Origin of the sequence: Nonomuraea sp. NPDC052265 (genome assembly GCF_044547985.1) — a bacterium.
Classification (GTDB): domain Bacteria; phylum Actinomycetota; class Actinomycetes; order Streptosporangiales; family Streptosporangiaceae; genus Nonomuraea.
The window spans coordinates 121,369-140,980 of sequence record NZ_JBIUBJ010000009.1 but is presented as its reverse complement, the minus strand read 5'-3'; the positions used below and the strand labels follow the sequence as shown (position 1 = coordinate 140,980).

The 19,612-nt window shown below is 74.0% G+C and carries 7 protein-coding genes; 4 read left to right on the top strand and 3 right to left on the bottom strand.

Annotated features, from left to right (window positions below; all coding sequences use genetic code 11):
- Positions 1-480 precede the first annotated feature (480 nt).
- Genes ACIHAD_RS26235 through ACIHAD_RS26225 form a run of 3 tightly spaced genes read left to right on the top strand, consistent with a single transcriptional unit; the run spans position 481 to position 14,449 of the window.
- The gene (locus ACIHAD_RS26235) at positions 481-5,289 is read left to right on the top strand and encodes an amino acid adenylation domain-containing protein (protein ID WP_397357275.1); all 4,809 of its coding nucleotides are present in this window, start codon (positions 481-483) and stop codon (positions 5,287-5,289) included.
- The gene (locus ACIHAD_RS26230) at positions 5,286-13,466 is read left to right on the top strand and encodes an amino acid adenylation domain-containing protein (RefSeq protein ID WP_397357274.1); all 8,181 of its coding nucleotides are present in this window, start codon (positions 5,286-5,288) and stop codon (positions 13,464-13,466) included. Before ACIHAD_RS26235 ends, ACIHAD_RS26230 begins: the two co-directional genes overlap by 4 nt.
- Positions 13,463-14,449 (top strand): threonine/serine dehydratase, encoded by a 987-nt coding sequence (locus ACIHAD_RS26225; RefSeq protein ID WP_397357273.1) that lies wholly within the window; start codon positions 13,463-13,465, stop codon positions 14,447-14,449. Before ACIHAD_RS26230 ends, ACIHAD_RS26225 begins: the two co-directional genes overlap by 4 nt.
- Positions 14,450-14,559: 110 nt before the next feature.
- Here the strand turns inward: ACIHAD_RS26225 and ACIHAD_RS26220 are convergent, their stop codons facing one another.
- On the bottom strand, positions 14,560-15,195 hold the full coding sequence (locus ACIHAD_RS26220; RefSeq protein WP_397357272.1) for a polyketide cyclase /reductase: 636 nt from the start codon (positions 15,193-15,195) through the stop codon (positions 14,560-14,562).
- 158 nt (positions 15,196-15,353) lie between these two features.
- Positions 15,354-16,439 carry a serine hydrolase domain-containing protein gene (locus ACIHAD_RS26215; protein ID WP_397357271.1) on the bottom strand — a complete coding sequence of 362 codons (1,086 nt, stop codon included), beginning with the start codon at positions 16,437-16,439 and terminating at the stop codon, positions 15,354-15,356.
- A gap of 289 nt (positions 16,440-16,728) precedes the next feature.
- On the opposite strand from ACIHAD_RS26215, the gene ACIHAD_RS26210 reads away from it, so the two are divergent.
- Entirely contained in the window at positions 16,729-18,006 is a 1,278-nt protein-coding gene (locus ACIHAD_RS26210; RefSeq protein WP_397357270.1) for a serine hydrolase domain-containing protein, read from the top strand.
- Positions 18,007-19,062: 1,056 nt separating this feature from the next.
- On the opposite strand, the gene ACIHAD_RS26205 is transcribed toward ACIHAD_RS26210, so the two are convergent.
- Positions 19,063-19,581 carry a hypothetical protein gene (locus tag ACIHAD_RS26205; protein WP_397357269.1) on the bottom strand — a complete coding sequence of 173 codons (519 nt, stop codon included), beginning with the start codon at positions 19,579-19,581 and terminating at the stop codon, positions 19,063-19,065.
- Positions 19,582-19,612: the final 31 nt, after the last annotated feature.

Genomic DNA, 19,612 nt, shown 5'->3' with positions numbered 1-19,612 from the left:
CAAGCTACAAGCCCGGACATGATCCCGTCCAACCCTTTCTCTGCCTGAGCGTCGAGAAGTCCGCTTCGAGTCCCTCTGATCCCGTTTGCGGGACGCCCCCGGCGAAGAGGATCATGGTGGCCTGGCGCTCCGAATCATGGCGAGGAGGCCGCACGCCTCGCCCGGGTCCGGAACCCACGGTTCGTCCGTCGCCGATGACTCCCCCTTCCTGCAAGCAAGATCACGGCAGCTTCCAAGTCAGCGGCAAGCCGGGTCACCGATGCTGCTGTGCGGGGGACCATGGCCTTCGGCGAAGGGAGCAGGTGACCGTAGAAGAAGACACGTTCCGCCGCCTCCCGCCGACCACGCGACAGTGAACCGCCCGCACGACCACGCGCGCCCAGCGACGACCTCGCTCGGGCCCGCGTGCCGTCCCCGAGGAGCGGGCCCGTTCGAGACCGCCCACTCGGGCACGTTTGACCTTTGTTGGAAAGAGGACACATGAATACGGATGTGACGGGCGCGAACCGCCCTCTCACAGACTCGCACGGCCGCCTCCACGAGGCCTTGGAGGCGCAGTGCCGGCGGACGCCCGATCGCCTCGCCGTCGTCGCGGGCACGAACAGGCTGACCTACGCCGAGCTCGACCGCCGGGCCAACGGGATCGCCCACGCCCTGGCCGCGCGGGGTGTCGGACGCGGCGACCTGGCGGGGATCTGCCTGGACCGCGACGAGTGGCTGGTGCCCGCGCTGATCGGGGTGCTGAAGGCGGGGGCGGCCTACGTGCCGCTGGACCCGGCCTACCCGGCGGAGCGGTTACGCTTCATGGCCGAGGACGCCGCCGTGAGCGCGGTGGTCACCTCGGCCGCGCGGCGCGACACCGCGTCGCTGACCGGCGCCGCCACGGTGCTCGTCGACGACGTGAGGCCCGCCGAGCGCGGGCCGGTGGTGCCCGGCGAGCCGGGCGACGCCGCGTACGTCATCTACACCTCCGGCTCCACCGGCCGCCCCAAGGGCGTGGTCGTGGAGCACCGCAACACCCTGAACCTGGTGCGCTGGGAGGCGTCCGCCTACACCGCCGAGGAACTGAGCGGCATGCTGGCCGGCTCCTCCATCTGCTTCGACGCCTCGATCACGCAGATCTTCACGCCGCTGTTCGCCGGCGGAACCGTGATCATGGCGGACAACGTGCTGGCGCTGCCGACGCTGCCGGCCCGCGACGAGGTGCGCACGGTCTTCGGCGTCCCGTCCGCGCTGTCGGTGCTGCTGCGCGAGCCGCTGCCGGACGGCGTGCGCATGGTGCTGTCCGGCGGCGAGCGGCTGACCGCGGCCCTGGTCGCGCGCATGTACGCCAACCCGGGCGTCCGCCGCGTGCTCAACATGTACGGCCCCACCGAGTGCACCACCGGCTCCACCATGTTCGAGGTGACCCGCGACCACCAGGGCGAACCGCCGCTGGGCGGGCCGATGGCGAACGCGCTGCTCAGCGTGCGCGACGACGCCGGCGGTCCGGTCCCGGACGGAGAGGTCGGCGAGTTGTGGATCGGCGGCCCCGGCGTGACCCGCGGGTACCTGGGCCACGAGTCGCGGGCCTTCCGCACCGAGCCGGACGGCACCCGCGTCTACCGCAGCGGCGACCTGGTCCGATGGGTGGACGGCGAGCTGCGTTACGTGGGCCGCGCCGACGACCAGGTCAAGATCCGCGGCTTCCGGGTGGAGCTGGGCGAGGTCGAGTCGGCGCTGGACCGCCACCCCGCGGTGCGCCGCGCCGTCGTGCTGGCGCACACCGACGACGACGGCATCGCCTACCTCGCCGCGCACGTGGCGGCCTCCGGCGTGACCGAGCCCGAGCTGCGCGACTGGCTGCGTGACCGCCTGCCCGACCACCTGGTCCCGGCCAGAATCCGCGTGACCGGCGACCTGCCGATCGGCCCCACCGGCAAGGTGGACCGCGCGGCCCTGCCCAAGCTGGGCGCCGCCCGGACGGGGAGCGCGGCGCCGGTCGCCCCGCGCACGGACGACGAGCGCCAGGTGGCCGAGGTGATCGCGGACGTGCTGGGCCTGCCGGAGGTGGGCGTGCACGACCGGTTCGCCGACCTGGGCGGGCACTCGCTGGCCGCCGCCCGGGTGGTGACCGAACTGTCCCGGCGGCTCGGGCACACCGTGCCCGTGGCGGCGTTCCTGACCGAGCCGACCGCGGCCGGGCTGGCGGCGCGCCTGCGCGAGCCGGGATCGGCGCCGGTGCGGCGGACCGGCCGGACCCGGCACCCGCTCACCGCCGCGCAACGCGAGTTCTGGACGTTGCGCCAGCTTCACCCGCACAGCCCGGTCACCACCGTGTCGGTCCGGCTGCGCGTGCGCGGCCCGAGCGGGAGCGCGCCGCTGCGCCCGGCGCTCGACGCGGTCCTGCGCCGGCACGAGGCCCTGCGCAGCACGGTCTCCGTCGGCGAGGACGGCGTCCCGTACGCGGTCGTGCACCCGCCCGTCGCCGTCCCCCTGGTCGAGCACCCGGCGGGCGCGGACCCGGTGAAGGTGGCCCAGGCCGCGGCGGAGCACGTGTTCGACGTGACGAACGAGGTGCCGCTGCTCCGCGCGAGCCTGTGCCGCGTCGGGGAGGACATGGCCGAGCTGGTGCTCGTGACGGACCACCTCGCCTTCGACGGCGGCTCGGTCGGCGTGCTGATGGAGGAGCTGGCCGCCGAGCTGGCGGGTGAGCCCGTTCCGGAGCCGGCGGTGCAGCTCGGCGACGTGGCGGTGCGCGAGCAGGAGGACCGGCCCGACCTCGCGCGGCTGCGGGAGTTCTGGCGTGACGAGCTGGCGGGGGCGCCGGTGTCGGGGCCGCCGCCCCGCGACCTGACGACGTGCCGGGTGACCATGCCGTTGCCCGAGGAGTTCACGGACGGCGTGGCCGCGCTGGCCCGCGCGTGCGGCGCGACCCCGTTCGCGGTGTACCTGGCCGCCGTCGCCCTGGCCGCCGGGGAGCCGGACACGCTGGTCGGCGTGGTCGCGGCGCGGCGCGCCCGGCCGGAGCTGGCCCGGGTCGTCGGGCCGCTGATCGACACGGTGCCGGTACGGCTGCGTCCGGACGCCGCGCCGACCTTCCGCGACCTGGTCAGGCAGGCCGGGGAGGCCACCACGCGGGCACTGGTGCACCAGGAGGTCCCGCCCGCCGACCTGCCCCGCGCCCCCGTGCTGCTGGCCATGCAGCACGCCGAGGTGCCGGTACGCGCCGGCTGCCTCGAACTGCTGACCGAGGTCGGCTCGGGCGCGGCGGTCCACGAGTTCAGCGTGCTCGTCAACCGCACGGCCGCCGGGGCCGAGCTGCACCTGGAGTACGCGGTCGCGCTGCTCGGCCGGGAGGCGGCCGGGGCGTACCTGGACCGGCTGCTGTGGTTGCTGCGGCGCGCGGTGGCCGATCCGGACCTGGTGATCGCGGCGTTCGACCCGGTCACCCCGGACGAACGCGCCGCGTTGCTGGCCCGCGCGGCCGGCCCGCGCCTGCCGGACGACCTGCCGCCGGTGCCCCTGACCCTCGCGGCCCACAGAACCGGCACAGCGGGCACGGCGGGCACGGCGGTGGTCGGCCCGGACGGCGACACGCTGAGCCACGCCGAGCTGAACGACCGCGCCGACCGGGTCGCGGCCGGGCTGCTGGAGCACGGGGTGTCGCAGGGTGACGTGGTAGGCGTCCACGTGCCGCGGGACCGGATGTTGCCGGCGGTGCTGCTGGGTGTGTGGCGGGCGGGGGCGGCCTACCTGCCGCTGGACCCCGAACACCCGGCCGAGCGGCTGCGCCTGCTGGCCGCGGACGCCGGCGCCCGCGTGGTGCTCACCCGCGGCGAGACACCCTTCGAAGCCGCACCACCCCCCGACCCGAACGAACCGGCGACGCTCGACGCCGGCGGGCCGGTGACACCCGAGGCGGGCGGGCCGGCGACGCTCGACGCGGACCGGCTCGCGGGAGGCCCGCACGCGGACCTGCCGGAGGTGCGCTCGGAGGACCTGGCGTACCTCACCTACACCTCCGGCTCCACCGGCGCCCCCAAGGGGGTCGAGGTCACCCACGGCGGCCTGGCCGCCCTCGTGGCCGGAATGATCTCGATGCTCCGCCTCGGCCCGGCAGACGTGCAACTCGCGGTCGCGCCGCTGAGCTTCGACGCCTCCGCCTCCGAGCTGTGGAGCGTCCTGGCCGCCGGCGGCACGTCGGTGGTGGTGGACCGGGCCACGGCGACCGACGGGCACGCGCTCGCGGAGCTGATCACCACGAGCGCGGCCACGGTGATCGACCTGGTGCCGACCTCGTACCGGATGCTGATCGCCGCCGGCTGGGCGGGCGGCCCGGCGCTGCGCGCCGTCGCGGGCGGGGAGGCGCTGGACCCGGCGCTGGCCGAGCAGATCCTGCGCCGCGTCGGCGAGCTGTGGAACGCCTACGGGCCCACCGAGACCACCGTCACCTCCACGCTGCACCGGGTGCGCGCGCACGAGGGCGACCGGGTGCCGATCGGGTCGCCGATGCCGGGCGAGCGGGCGTACGTGGTGGACGCGCGGCTGCGGCTGGTGCCGCCGGGCGCGGTCGGCGAGCTGCTGCTGGGCGGCGCCGGGGTGGCCCGCGGCTACCGCGGCCGGCCGGACCTGACCGCGGACGCCTTCATGGCCGACCCGTTCACGCCGGACGGCCGCTGCTACCGCACCGGTGACCTGGCCCGATGGCGGCCGGACGGGACGCTGGAGTTCCACGGCCGCCGCGACCACCAGGTGAAGGTCCGCGGGTACCGGATCGAGCTGGGCGAGATCGAGGCCGTGCTGCGCGAGTTCGCCGAGGCCGCGGTGACCGTGGCCGGGACGGACGCGCACGCCCACCTGGTCGGCTACGTCGCGCCGGAGACGGCGGACCTGGCCGCGCTCGAACGGCACGCCCGGTCCCGGCTGCCCGGCCACATGGTGCCGCGCCGCTGGGTCGCCCTGCCGGTCCTGCCCACCCTGCCCAGCGGCAAGGTCGACCGCGGCGCGCTGCCCGAGCCGGACACCGGCCCCGACCCGGCGCGGGTCGCACCGGCCACCGGCGCCGAGCGCCTGGTGGCCGCCGTCTGGACCGAGGTGCTCGAACGGCCCGAGGTGTGGGCCGGCGACGACTTCTTCGCCCTCGGCGGAGCCTCGTTCGCCGCGACCAGGGTGGCCGCCCGCCTGCGCGAGATGTTGCAGGTCGTCGTGCCCGTGCGGTTGTTGTTCGACCGCCCGGTGCTCGCCGACTTCGCCGCCGCGCTGGAGGAACTGCTGGCCGCCGACCTGATGGAGGGGAACGAGGGATGACCGAGGTACGTGAGGACCGGATCGCCGAACTCGTCCGGTCCAGGATCGACGCCGCGCTGAAGCAGAAGGAGAAGGCCGCCCCCGCCCCCGGCATCCCGGCGACGTCGGCCGCGGACATGCCGCTGTCGCCGGCGCAGGAGCGGCTGTGGTTCCTGGCCCAGCTCGAACCGGACACCCCCGCCTACAACGTGCCGCTGACGCTGCGGCTGCGCGGCCCGGTGGACGTCGCCGCCCTCACCGGCGCGGTGGCGGACCTGGCGGAGCGGCACTGGATCCTGCGGGGCGTCATCGAGGAGGGACGCGTGCGGCCCGTCGCCGCCGTTGCGGTGCCCGTGGTGGACGTGGCGGCGCCGGCGGAGCCGGAGCGGGAGCTGGCCGGGCACGCCTGGCGGCCGTTCCGGCTGGACGCCGAGCCGCCCCTGCGGGCCACGGTGTTCCGGCTCGGCGACGACGAGTGCGTGCTCGCGCTCACCCTGCACCACATCGCCACCGACGCCTGGTCGGAACGCGTACTGCTGGACGATCTCACCCGCCTGTACGCCGCCCGCCTCGGCCTGGAACCGCCCCCCGCTCCCCCGGCCCTGCAGTACGCGGACGTGGCCGCATGGGAGGCCGGGCGGCCGGACGCCGACCTCGACTGGTGGGCCGGGCACCTGGCGGGCCTGCCGCCGGTGCTCGACCTGCCGCTCGCCCGCCCGCGCCCGCCCGTGCCCACGTGGGAGGGGGCGGCGGTCGAGGTCGAGGTGCCCGAGTCGCTGTCGGCGAAGGTGCGCGCGGTGGCGGGGACGTCGCCGTTCATGGTGTTCCTGGCCGGGCTGCAGGCGTTGCTGAGCCGCCTGTCCGGCGTCGACGACATCGCCGTCGGGGTGCCGCACGCGGGCCGCCACCACCCCGACGCCGAGCGGGTCGTCGGCTGTTTCATCAACACGCTGGTCATCCGCGGCGACACCTCGGGCGACCCGACCGGCGCGGAGCTGCTGGCGCGGGCGCGGGCGGCGGCGCTGGACGCGTTCGCGCACGCCGGCACGCCGTTCGAGCGGGTCGTGGAGCGCCTTCAGCCGGAGCGGAACCTCGCGGTCACGCCGCTGTTCCAGGTGATGCTCAACGTCTACAACACCGGCGCGCCGGTGTCGCTGCCCGGCCTGGAGGTGGTGGCCGGGTCGCCGCCCGCGCCGACCGCCAAGTTCGACCTGAACCTGGAGCTCGGCGACGACGGCACCCGGTTCTCGGGCGAGTTACGTTACCGGACGGACCTGTTCGACGAGGCCACCGTGCGGCGGCTGGCCGGCTGGTACCTGGAGCTGCTGGACGGCCTGCTCACCGACCCGGCCGCGCCGGTGCGGCTGCCGGCCGGCGACGACCTGCGCGGCCCGGACGCCGGCCTGCCCGTGGACGTGCCGCTGCACACGCTGGTCGAGCGGGTGGCCGACGCCCGCCCGGACGCGGTCGCGGTCGGCTCGCTGAGCTACGCGGAGCTGGACCGCCGCGCCAACCAGGTGGCCCATTGGCTGCTGGAGAGCGGGGTGCGGCCGCAGGAGCCGGTCGGCGTGCTGCTGGAGCGGCGTCCCGAGCTGGTGGTCGCCATGCTCGGCGTGCTCAAGGCGGGCGCGGCCTACCTGCCGCTCGACCCGGTCTACCCCGAGCGGCGCAACCAGGCGGTGGTGGCCGACGCCGGGGCGCGGATCGTGCTCACGGACGCCGAGCTCGCCGCCGCGGCGGAGGCGTGCGGCGAGCGTCCCGGCGTGGCCGTGCGGCCGGAGCACCTGGCGTACGTGATCTACACGTCGGGCTCGACCGGGCGGCCGAAGGGCGTCGCGGTCGAGCACCGGCAGATCACGCACTACCTCGGCGCGGTGGCCGAGGTCGTCCCCGCGGGGATGACCTCGTTCGCGCTGGTCTCCACCGCCGCCGCCGACCTGGGCATGACGAACGTGTGGTGCGCGCTGACCACGGGCGCCACCCTCCACCTGATCGACCACGAGACGGCCACCGACCCGGCCGCGTTCGCCGCCCGCCTGTCGGCGCACCCGGTGGACGCGATCAAGATGGTGCCCAGCCAGCTCGAACTCCTCGGCACGGCCGCGTTGCCCGGCAAGCTGCTGATCCTGGCCGGTGAGGCGGTGCCGGCGGACCTGGTGGCACGGGTCCGGGAGGCGCGGCCTGACCTGGAGGTGCAGATCCACTACGGCCCCACCGAGACGACGGTGTCGGTGCTGGCCTGCGCGGCGGACGAGGCCCTGGCCGGGCTGGGCCCGGGCCGGGCGCCGCTGGGCCGGCCGCTGGCCGACGTGGTGTGCCGGGTGGCCGACCCGTCCGGACGGGCGCTGCCGCCCGGCGTCCCCGGGGAGCTGTGGATCGGCGGGCCCAGCGTGGCCCGCGGCTACCTGGGCCGCCCCGACCTCACCGCGGAACGTTTCACCGGCGGCTGGTACCGCACCGGCGACCGGGTCCGGGTGACCGGGGACGGGCTGATCGAGTTCCTGGGACGGATCGACGACCAGGTGAAGGTGCGCGGCTTCCGCGTCGAGCTGGGCGAGGTCGCCGCGGCGTTGCGGGCCCTGCCGCAGGTCGCGGAGGCGTACGTGCAGCCGGTCGGCGCCGGCCTGGAGCGGCGCCTGGCCGCCTGGCTGACGCCGGCCACGGTGGACGTGACCCAGGTACGGGCGGCGCTGCGCGAGCGGCTGCCCGACTACATGGTGCCGGCCGCGATCGGCGTGCTGGAGGCGTTGCCGCTCACCCCGAACGGCAAGGTGGACCGGGCGGCGCTGCCCGTGCCCGAGGCGGGGCCCGCGGTGCGGGTGCCGCTGGGGACTCCCGGGGAGCGCCTGGTGGGCGAGGTCTGGGCCGACGTGCTCGATCTCGCCGAGGTGTGGGCGGACGACGACTTCTTCGCTCTCGGCGGGCACTCGTTCGCGGCGACCCGGGTGGCCGGGCGGCTGCGCGAGCGGCTGGGCTCGGCGGTGCCGGTGCGGCTGCTGTTCGAGCACCCGGTGCTGGCCGACCTGGCCGCCGCGCTCCCCCGCCCGGCCGATGCCGCGCGCGTGCGGCGCGCGCCGGCGGACGGGCCGGTGCCGCTGTCCGGGGTGCAGGCCAGGCTGTGGTTCCTGGCGCAGCTCGAACCGGACAGCAGCGCCTACAACGTGCCGGTGGCACTGCGGCTGCGCGGCCCGCTGCGGACGGACGCGCTGCTGGACGCGGTACGTGACCTGGCCGGACGGCACCACGTGCTGCGCGGCGTGGTCGACGACTCCGGCCCCGAGCCGGTGATGGCGGTGCGGGACACCGGCGAGGTGCCCGTCTCCACCACGCGCGTGGACCGGTCCGAGGTCGAGGACGTGCTGGCCGCGCACCTGGCGACGCCGTTCGCGCTGGACCGGGAGCCGCCGATGCGCGCGGTGCTGCTCACGGTGGACGACGACGAGCACGTGCTCTCGCTCACCTTCCACCACATCGCCACCGACGCGTGGACGCGCGGGCTGCTGCTGTCGGAGCTGTCCGCCCTGTACGCCGCCCGCCTCGGCCTGCGCCCCCCGCTCGACCCACCCCCGGCGCAGTACGCCGAGGTGTCGCCGGTCCCCGACCCGGCCGACCTGGACTGGTGGGCCGGGCACCTGGACGGCCTGCCGCCGGTGCTCGACCTGCCCACCGACCGGCCGCGCCCCGCGGTGCCCGCCCCGGGCGGGGCCGCGCTCGACCTGGAGCTCCCGGCGGAGCTGAGCGAGCGGGTCAGGGCGGTGGCCGCCGCCTACCGGTCCACGCCGTTCATCGTGCTGCTGGCCGGGTTGCAGGCCCTGCTGGCCCGGCTGTCGGCGAGCGCGGACATCGCGGTCGGCGTGCCGGTCTCCGGCCGCGACCACCCGGACACCGAAGGCGTGGTGGGCTGCTTCCTCAACACCGTGGTCGTCCGGACCGACGTGGGCGGCGACCCGACCGGGCGCGACCTGCTGGCCCGCGCGCGGGAGTCCGCGCTGGGCGCGCTCGCGCACGCGGGCACGCCGTTCGACCGGGTGGTGGACCGGCTGCGGCCGGAGCGGAACCTGGCGGCCACGCCGCTGTTCCAGGTGATGCTCAACTACATCCCCGGCGCGGCCCGGCCGGAGCTGCCCGGCCTGGAGGCGTCCGAGGTCCACCTGCCGGAGCTGACCACCAAGTTCGACCTGAGCTGGCACGTCGTCGACGAGGGGCCGGGCGCGCCGCTGCGCGGCGGGCTCGCCTACCGGACCGACCTGTTCGAGCCGGGCACCGCGGCCAGGCTGACCCGCTGGTACACGGCCCTGCTCGACGGGCTGCTCGCCGACCTGGACGCGCCGGTGGGCGCGGTGCCGCTGGAGCCGGTGACCGGCCCGGCCGTTGCCGGTGGGCCGCCGCCCGAGCCGCCCGCCGGGGCGGTGCACCACCTGATCGAGCGCTGGGTGGACGAGACGCCCGGCGCCCCGGCCGTGGTGGGCGCCGACCGCGCCCTGACGTACGCGGAGCTGGAGGCGTCGGCGAACCGGATCGCGCACTGGCTGCTGGAGGCCGGGGTGGGCGCCGACGAGCCGGTCGGCGTGCTGCTGGAGCCGGGCGCGGACCTGGCGTGCGCGTTGTTCGGCATCCAGAAGTCGGGCGGCGGGTACCTGCCGATGGACCCGGCGTACCCGGCGGCGCGGATCGCCGCGATGCTGGAGGCCGCCGGGGTGCGGGCCGTGGTGACGGTGAACGAGTTCGCACCGCTGATCGGGGACGGCAGGCGGGTGCTGGCGCTCGACCGGCCGCCGTCCCTGCCCGACACCCGGCCCGAGGTCGACGTACGGCCCGGGCACCTGCACCACGTGATCTTCACGTCGGGCTCCACCGGCACGCCCAAGGCGGTGGCCGCCGAGCACGGCGGCGTCCTGAACTATCTGGGCGGCATGCTGCCGCGCATCGGCGTGCCCGGCGGGTCGTTCGCGGTGGTCTCCACGCCCGCCGCCGACTTCGGGCTGACCTGCGTGTTCGGCGCGCTGACCACCGGCGGGACCGTGCACCTGGTGCCGCGCGAGACCGCGATGGACCCGGCCGCGTTCGCCGGTTACCTGGCCGAGCACCAGGTGGACGTCGTCAAGTGCGTGCCGAGCCACCTGGAGCTGCTGGCCTCGGGCGGCGACCTGGCCGCCGTGCTGCCGCGCGAGCTGCTGATCCTGGCGGGCGAGGCGTGCCCGTGGGACCTGGTGGAGCGGGCCGGGGCCGCCCGGCCCGGACTCAGGATCCAGAGCCACTACGGCCACACCGAGTCCACGATGATCTGCCTGGTGTGCGACACCGAGGAGATCCCCGCCGACCGGCGGACCGGCATCGTGCCGCTCGGCCGTCCGCTGCCCGGCGTGTACGGGCACCTGGTGGACGCCGCCCTGCGGCCGGTGCCGCCCGGCGTGCCCGGCGAGCTGGTTGTCGGCGGCCCCGGGGTCACCCGCGGCTACATCGGACGGCCCGAGCTGACCGCCGAACGGTTCGTCCAGGACCCGCTGACCGGCGAGGGACGCTGCTACCGCAGCGGCGACCTGCTGCGCGTCACCTCCGACGGGCGCATCGAGTTCCGCGGCCGGGTGGACGACCAGGTCAAGGTCCGCGGATACCGCGTGGAGCTGGGCGAGGTCACCACCGCGCTGCGGGCGCTGCCACAGGTCGCCGAGGCCGTGGTGCTGCCCGTCGGCGAGGGGAAGGCCAGGCAGCTCGCCGCCTGGGTGACGCCCGCGACCGTGGAGGCCGCGGCCGTGCGCTCGGCGCTGCGCGAGCGGCTGCCCGACTACATGGTGCCGGCGCACGTCGTGGCCCTCGACCGGCTCCCGCTCAACCCGAACGGGAAGATCGACCGGGCCGCCCTGCCCGAGCCGGTGGCCGAGCAGGCCGCGTACACGCCGCCCGCGACGCCGAACGAGGAGCTGGTCGCCGGGGCCTTCGCCCGGGTGCTCGGCGTGGAACGGGTCGGCGCGGGCGACGACTTCTTCGCCCTCGGCGGCGACTCGTTCGCCGCGGTGCGCGCGGTCAAGGAGATCGGCCGCGGGCTGCGGGTGATCGACCTGTTCACCCGGCCCGCCGTGGCCGACCTGGCCGCGTTCCTGGGCCGCGAGGACGGCGGCGGGCTGCTGCACCGCCTGGGCGGCGGCCGGACCGGCGAGTTCACGCTGGTGTGCGTGCCGTACGGCGGCGGGTCGGCGGCGGTGTACCAGCCGCTGGCCCAGGCGCTGGGCGACCGGGTGGAGGTGCTCTCGGCCGAGCTGCCCGGCCACGACCCCGCCCGTCCGGACGAGCTGCCGCTGCCGCTGGAGGAACTGGTGGACGTGCTGGCCGCCGAGGTGGCGGCGACCGCGTCGGGCCCGGTCGCGATCTACGGTCACTGCGTGGGCTCGGCGCCCGCCGTCGCGCTGGCGCGCCGGCTGGAGGCCGACGGCGTGCCCGTGCTGGGCGTGATCGCCGCCGCGAGCTTCCCGGCGGCACGGCTGCCCGGCCTGGTCAGGCGACTGTTCGGCGGCGACCGCTGGGTGTCCGACCGGATGTTCCGCGACGCGTTGCGCGCCTCCGGCGGGCTGCTCGACGACATGGACGAGGCCGCCAAGCGCACCGCCGTACGCGCCATGCGGCACGACGCCGACCAGGCGCAGGAGTGGTTCAGCCACGAGCTGGCCGGTGAGGGGGCGCCGCTGCGCGCCCCGATCCTGAGCCTGGTCGGCGAACGCGACCGCGCCACCGAGCTGCACGAGGAGCGCTACACCGAGTGGGCGGCGTTCGCGCCGCGGGTGGAGCGGGCCGTGCTGCCCAGGGCCGGTCACTACTTCCTGCGCCACCAGGCCGAGCCGCTGGCTGCCCTGGTGCTGGCGCACCTGACCCGCTGGGCGGCCGGAACGCTGCCCGACCCGGTGAGTCCACCCGAACGCACCAGGCTGCGGCCCTTCTACACGGTCGCGGGCGGGCAGATCGTCTCGGCGCTGGGCACGGCGCTGAGCTCGTTCGCGCTCGGCGTGTGGGCCTACCAGCGCAGCGGGGAGATCCTGGATCTGGCGCTGGTCACGATGCTGGCGCAGATCCCGGCCGTGCTGCTCACCCCGCTGGGCGGCGCGCTGGCCGACCGGGTGGACCGGCGCAGGATCATGCTGGCCTGCGACGCGCTGTCCGGACTGTCCATGGTGGCGCTGGTGCTGCTGCTGACCACCGGGCGGCTGGAGTTCTGGAACGTCTGCCTCATCGTGGGCGTGACCTCGGTCGTGTCGGCGTTCCAGCAGCCCGCGTGGCTGGCGGCGATCGCCCAACTGGTGCCGAAACCGTACCTGCCGCAGGCCAACGCGCTGGCGAACGTGGGCTTCGGCGCGGGCAACGTGGTGGCGCCGCTGGCGGGCGGCGCGCTGATCGGCCTGTTCGGGTTGTCGGCGGTGGTGGCCGTGGACGTGGCCACGTTCGCGGTCGGCGTGCTGACGCTGCTGCTGGTGCGCTTCCCCGACCGGCTGTTCCACCGGCGCGAGGAGACGTTCACGGCGGCGCTCACCGGCGGGTGGCGGTTCCTGCGCAGGCGGCGCCCGCTGCTGGTGATGGCGCTCTACTTCGCGGTGGTGAACTTCTGCACCGCGCTGATGTGGGTGCTCGTCACCCCGGTCGTCCTGGCCATCGGCACCTCGGCGGACCTCGGCCTGGTGACCGCCGTCGGCGGCGTCGGCGCGGCCGTGGGCACCGGCGTGGTGCTGGTGTGGGGCGGCACCCGGCGGCGGGCCACCGGGATGATCGGCTTCGTGGTCGGGTCCGGGATCGGCGTGGTGCTGATGGGCGTGTGGCCGGTCGTGTGGCTGGTCGCGGCCGGGTTGTTCGTCCGGCTGGCGTGCATGAGCATCGGCAACGCGCACTGGCTGTCCATCATCCAGGTCAAGGTCGGACCCGAGTTGCAGGGACGGGTGCTCGCGGTGAACATCATGATCGCCACGGCTATGCAGCCGCTCGGCTTCCTCGCCGCCGGACCGCTGGCGGAGTGGGCCGGAGGGTTCGCCGGCGGGCCCGGCGGTGGCGCGGGGGCGGTGCTGCTCGGCAGCGGCGTGTTCCTGGTCGTGTGGGGGCTGGTGGGGCTGCGGCACCGGCCGCTGCATCACCTGGAGGACCTCGTCCCCGACGCCGCGCCCCCGTCGGAGGCCGCGGCCGACCTGGACGCCATCCAGGAGAGGGTGCTGAGCGCGTGAACACGGAAGCCACCGAAGGCGCTGGGCTCGACACCGGGCTCGTCAGCGCGGCCGACGTCCGGGCCGCCGGTGACCGCATCGCGCCGTACGTGCGGCGCACGCCGCTGCTGCGGCTGCCCGGCGAACGGCTCTGGGTCAAGCCGGAGAACCGGCAACCCACCCGCTCGTTCAAGGTGCGCGGCGCGGTCAACGCCGTGGGCCGGCTGGCCGGACGCGGCGTCCGGCACGTGATCGTCCAGTCGTCGGGCAACCACGCCCAGGCCATCGCGTACGCCGCCGCCGAACACGGGGTGCGCGCGACCGTCGTCCTGCCGGACACGGCCCCGGAGCTGAAGGTGCGCGCCGCACGCGGGCTCGGCGCCGAAGTGGTGATCGTGCCGCCCGCCCTGCGGGAGGAGGCGTGCCTCGCTCTGGCCGACCGGTTCGGCGCGACGGTGATCGGCTCCGACGCGTACGACGTCATCGCCGGGCACGGCACCGCCGGGACCGAGCTCTGCCTGGACCTGCCGGACGCGGGGACCGTCCTGGTGCCCGTCTGCAACGGCGGCCTGCTGGCCGGGATCGCGGTGGCGGTCAAGGCCGCCGACCCGGCGATCCGGGTGATCGGCGTCGAGCCCGAGCTGGCCGCCGACGGCGCGGCCAGCTTCCGCTCGGGCAGCCGGACCGCATGGCCGGTGGAGCTGACCTACCGCACCCGGGCCGACGGCCTGCGCGCCCCCGTACTGGGCGCGCTGGCCTGGGAACACATCCACCGGTACGTGGACGACATGGTCACCGTGACCGAGGACGCCATCGACGCCGCCGCCATCCTGCTCTGGCAGAAGCTGGAAGAACGCGCCGAACCCAGCGGCGCGGTGGCCACCGCCGCCTACCTCACCCATCAGGCGCACCTGCCGCCGGGGCCCGTGGTCGCGGTCCTGTCCGGCGGCAACGTCGCTATCGGCACGGAGACCAGTGAGGAGCCGCTGGTGCGGAGCACGTGATCCCCTCTTGCGGTCGCGCGCGCGCCCGCCCGGTGCGCGCGACTACTGGGAGCTACCGGTGGATGCGGTACCCGGCCGACGACCAGACGGGCCACTCTGTCGAACCTTGATCACGACCGCGCGGCCTCAGCGGCGGTTCTCAGGTCTTTGAGCCAGGTTTCAAGGCCCATATCCGAGTGGGGATCGGCCTGGGGGCCGGTGTGGCTCTCCTCGGTCCGTACGACGACGCCGCCACGGACCTTGACGAAGTTCCAGACGTGGACGCCGTCGATGTGGAAGCCGGGGCCGTCGGCCGGTCCGGTCCAGCGGATGCACGTGCCGTACCGGAGTTGCCGGACCGCGGAGGTGATGACCACCGTGCCGGGCGGGGCCGGCGGGTCGGCGGGCAGGTGGATGGTCGCCTGGAACCGGGAGCGCTTGCGCAACGGCCCCGGGTCCAGGCGTTTCACCGTCATGGGGGCGGCGGGCTTCTGCCAGGAGGGCCAGGCTTCCACGTCGGTCTGCAGGTTCCAGATCGTGCGCAGCGGCGCCTGGATGAAGATCTCACTTCGATGGCGGGCCTCGGCGGCCGGGTCGACGCCTTTCCCTTGACAGGTCAGCGAGGCCGCAGGGGTGCCGCGATCAGGGGTTGCGGCCTGGGCGGGTAAGGCGGTGGCGGCGAGGACGCCGGCGACGGCCAGCGGGACCGCGAGCCGGGCCGCACACGCGCCGGTCCGGCGACGGGGGGCCGAGCGAGAACCGAACATGATCCCTCCACAGGTGAGTTATAGCTACTTTTGATAGTTAGAAGCTATAACGCAACTGCGTGGACGTCAACGGACGACCGCCTCTGGCCTCGTCGACGAACCCGACCGGCCCGTACAGCTCCGAAGATCGTCGCGATGCCGGTACCAGGCCAGGTGGGCTACTTGCCGCAGAGGGCGGTGCCGAAGGCTTCGAAGATGTGCGCGTCGTTCTTCGGGGTGCCGGTCACGTAGAGGGTGACCGCGCGGCCCGAACGGTCTCGGCCGCTGAGGACGCGGGTGCCGGGCAGGCCGCCGTCGTGCATCCAGGCCGGGCCGCAGGCGAACGGGTAGGAGTAGACGCCCAGGCCGTAGGCGGCCTTCGGCGGGTCGTTGGCGGGGACGGTCCGGGCGAGCATGGTCTTGATCGCGGAGGTGGGGAGGGACTGCCAGAAGCGGTTCAGGTCGTCGGGGGTGGAGATCAGGCCGCCCGAGGCGCCGAAGAGGTGGCCGGGTTCCAGGGTCGTGTCGACCACCTTGCCCTGGCCCTTCGGGTCGAACGGGTTCACGCCGTAGGTGTGGGCGTGCTTGCCGCGGATGTCCAGCTCGTTCGGACGCGGCCAGTAGGTGTGCCGCAGGTTCTTCAGGACGCCCTGGCGGGTGACCGTCCGGAAGTCCTTGCCGGTGACCTTCTGGATGAGCATGCCGGCCACCAGGTAGTTCGTGTTGGAGTAGGCCCACTTCTCGCCGGGCTTGCCGGTGGGCTCGGCGTTCAGGGCCAGGCGCAGGAAGTCGGCGTCGGTGCCGATGTGGGCCGGATCGATCAGCGGCCAGTATTCGGGCAGGCCGCTGGTGTGGGTCAGCAGGTGCCGCACGGTGATCGGCCTGCCGTCGAGCAGACCGGGCGCGTACTGCTCCACATGGGCGTCCAGATCGATCTGGCCCTGGTCCGCCAGGCGCGTCACGGTGGCCGCGACCAATGACTTGGTCACGCTGGCGATGCGGAAGTGTGCGTCCGCGCCGACCATCGGCCGGTCGGAGCCGCGTTCGGCGACGCCGGACGTCCACGTCCCGACCCGCCCGTCGGGCTCACGCACCGACACCAGCGCACCCGCCAACCCGTCCTGCCGGGTCAACCGGTCAACCTGCTGTTGCAGCGTGGGCGACGACGACTTGGCGGCGGCCAGGGCCGGGGACGCGGCGCCCAGCAGGACGACGGCGGCTGCGGCTGCGGCTGCGGCTGCGGCTGCGGCAAGATACCTACGCATGTTTTCGGCAACTCCCTTAGATGAGGTGATGTGCCAATCTTGTGGCGGGCGAACGCCGGAATCGATCAGGCCGCCCGGTCTCCGGATGGTGGGGACCGCCCTACCGCGCCCGAAACTTCCCGACCGCGGCGCGAAGCCTGTCACGCGCGTCCTGAGCTGCGATCAAGCAGCGTTGACCGGCTCGCTGATCAGGCGTTGCAAGCGCGCGGGCTCGGGCGGTCTGCGCCGCCGGCAACGAAGTTTCAGATAGTTTGCCCGTGGCGTGTTGTTCGATCTAGGAGGAAGACACATGTCTGACGGGCTGACCCGACGCGATTTCGGCCGGAAGATGGGCCTGACCGGGCTCGGACTGGCCGGCGCTGGACTCCTTGCCGGTCAGCCGGGCAGGGCGCACGCCGCCGCCGCGACGTGGAGGACGACCGGAACCCTGGGAGCCGGTCTGGGCAGCTTCGACAGCACGATGAAGGCCTTCATGCAGGCCCGGAACCTCTCCTGCGGATCGCTCGCCGTCGCCCGCAAGGGCAAGCTCGTGCTGGCCCGCGGATACACGTGGACGACCAGCACCACCTTGAAGACCCAGCCGACCTCGTTGTTCCGGATCGCCAGCCTGAGCAAGCCCATCACCGGGGCGGCGATCCTCAGGCTGGTGCAGGACGGCAAGCTCAAGCTCACCGACCGGCTGCCCGACCTGCTCCCCCTGACGCCGCCGTCCGGCAAGACGGTGGATCCGCGGCTGAAGGACGTGACCGTCCTCAGGTTGCTGCAGCACCTGGGCGGCTGGGACTCGTCCATCACCGCCGATCCGATGTTCAGCGACCTGACGATCTCCAGGGCGCTCGGCTCGGCGCTGCCCGTCCGCCAGGCCGACATCATGCGGTACGCCGCCGGCCTCGCCCTGGACCACGACCCCGGCAGCACCTACGCCTACGCCAACTACGACTACCTGCTGCTCGGCCGGATCATCGAGAAGGTCAGCGGCATGCCGTACGGCACGTATGTGCAGCAGAAGATCCTCGGGCCGCGCGGAATCACCCGGATGAGGCTCGGCCGCACGCTCAAGGCCGACGCCGTCACCGGCGAGGTGCCTTACGTTTCGAAGTACACGGGAAAGACGGTGTTCGACGCTTCTGGCGCCTCCGTACCGGCTCCGTACGGTTCGTTCAGCCTGGAGAACATGGACGCGCACGGCGGCTGGCTGGGAACGGCGGTCGACCTGGTGCGCTTCGCCGGGATCTTCGACGCTGCCGGCTCAGTGCTCACCTCGACGTCGATCTCCCGGGCCTTCGCCCAACCCGAGACCGGCGTCAACGGCGACGGCTGGTGGTACGGCTGCGGCTGGTCGGTCCGCAACGTCACCGGCGGCCGCAACACCTGGCACACCGGCAGCCTCCCCGGCACGTACACCATCCTTGTGCGGCGGTACGACGGGCTGACCTGGGCCGCGCTCTTCAACCAGCGCGACGACGCCTCCGGTCTGAGCTACGGCGACATCGACCCGGCCCTCCACAAGGCCGCCAACGCGGTGACGACCTGGCCCACCACAGACCTGTACGGCACCTACCTCTGACGGGCCGCCAAGCCCCGGACGCTGCCCCCTCTCAGCGCCGTACCCACCCTGGCGAGCGCGCTGGCCGGGCGCGTTACGGTGGGCGCCGCACCGCTGGCCCAGGCGGTGAGCCAGATCCAGAGTCACGTCGTACGGCTGCGCCGACCACTTTGCGGCGACGCACAGGTGAAAGCGCCTGGGCCACCGGCTCGACGCCGGCAATCTCGCGACTCAGCTTTCCAGCGTCTGATCATCGCAGGCAGACGGGCGCTCGGTGAAGAAAGGCAGCCCCTCAGCGCCACGACCATGCCACCCGGCGCACGCCCTGAGCATGGCCATGCGCCAGGACCGGCTCACCGCCCTCAATCCCGCCGCCGTCCTGGAGATGCCCGCCCAGACCCGGCCCGGCCACTGGTGTGGACCAAGACCGGGTCCGGGCCTGGCAGGCCGCCTCCGCCCAGCACCAGCAGGCAGAATGGCAGCGGCGGGGCGCACAGCGGGTCAATCCGATCGACACCTACATCAGCTCCCCCTCTCCCACGTCATGGCCTGGATACCCGCCTGATCCTTCAAGGGGCGCGGCAGCACCGCCTGTTCGCCCTGCATCAATCACTCGCGCTGCGCGGGCTGCGCCGAGGCGAGATGTGCGGTGGAAGGGGGTCGGCCTCGACGGCCGCACCCTGACGGTGAACGGGCGACCGGTACAGCCGGCCTGGCAGGTCCACGGCGAAACCCGAAGAGCGACGCCTCGGTACGTACCACCGTCCTGGACACCGGCTTCGTCTTCGTCCGGCCGCTGTTCTTCGGCCCATCGGCGCGCCGACCTGTGGATGATCACTCGGCATCTTCACCGCAGGAAGGTCATTCCGAGCATGTTCTGGGATCTCGTTCTCCTCGGCGGGCCACGCTGATGAACGTGGGGCTCCGTCCGCCGTTGCACGATCCCAGCGAGGGAATCGACGGATCTGCCGGGCCCACCACCGAAGGACCGGCATAGGACTGATCAGTGAGTACCGTAGAGCCGCCTGCTCGCCCCGCGAACGCCCACCACAGCAACGGCACGCGTACCCGCGGGGTTCATGCGGGCGCGCCCGGTCCTCCAAGCTCCTCACCTGGGCGAACACGCCAAGGTCTGGGATTTCCGGTAACCGGGCAAAGCTCGGGGTCGAGGCCGCGCTCTTTACATTCGACCAGTTCTCGCCAGTCCGCCCGGCACCCCTTCTCCGTCATCCCCAGCTGCTGCATGCATTCGAGAAAGACCGTGCCCAGCTCTTGACATGACAGAGGAGAGAGATCCTGCTCGACGCAACTCAGATAATCCAAGGTGAGAGCTGCACAGGTGGACGATCCCGCACCCTTCACATCCAGGCGCATACACCGGTCGACGACGCGGCGTGCACCTTTACAGACGGACGCTTCCCGTTGTTCAGGCCTCTGCTGACATTCGGACACCGTGACACCTGCCTGCGCGCATTCGGGGGACGCGGAATGCACGCCACGGCATCTCTCGAACATCGGCCGCTCGGCGGCCGCTGATCCGGCCAGCACCACCGTCAGCACGCTGGCGAGGCACAGCATCACCAGGAGCGGCCGCACGCCGCTCCTGGATCCCCTCTCCGATCGAATC

What these genes read in the sequence shown, in the direction of transcription:
- ACIHAD_RS26235 (WP_397357275.1), top strand. Translation starts at nt 481, where the DNA reads ATGAATACGGATGTGACGGGCGCGAACCGCCCTCTCACAGACTCGCAC.
- ACIHAD_RS26230 (WP_397357274.1), top strand. Translation starts at nt 5,286, where the DNA reads ATGACCGAGGTACGTGAGGACCGGATCGCCGAACTCGTCCGGTCCAGG.
- ACIHAD_RS26215 (WP_397357271.1), bottom strand. Translation starts at nt 16,439, where the DNA reads ATGCGTAGGTATCTTGCCGCAGCCGCAGCCGCAGCCGCAGCCGCAGCC.
- ACIHAD_RS26210 (WP_397357270.1), top strand. Translation starts at nt 16,729, where the DNA reads ATGTCTGACGGGCTGACCCGACGCGATTTCGGCCGGAAGATGGGCCTG.
- ACIHAD_RS26220 (WP_397357272.1), bottom strand. Translation starts at nt 15,195, where the DNA reads ATGTTCGGTTCTCGCTCGGCCCCCCGTCGCCGGACCGGCGCGTGTGCG.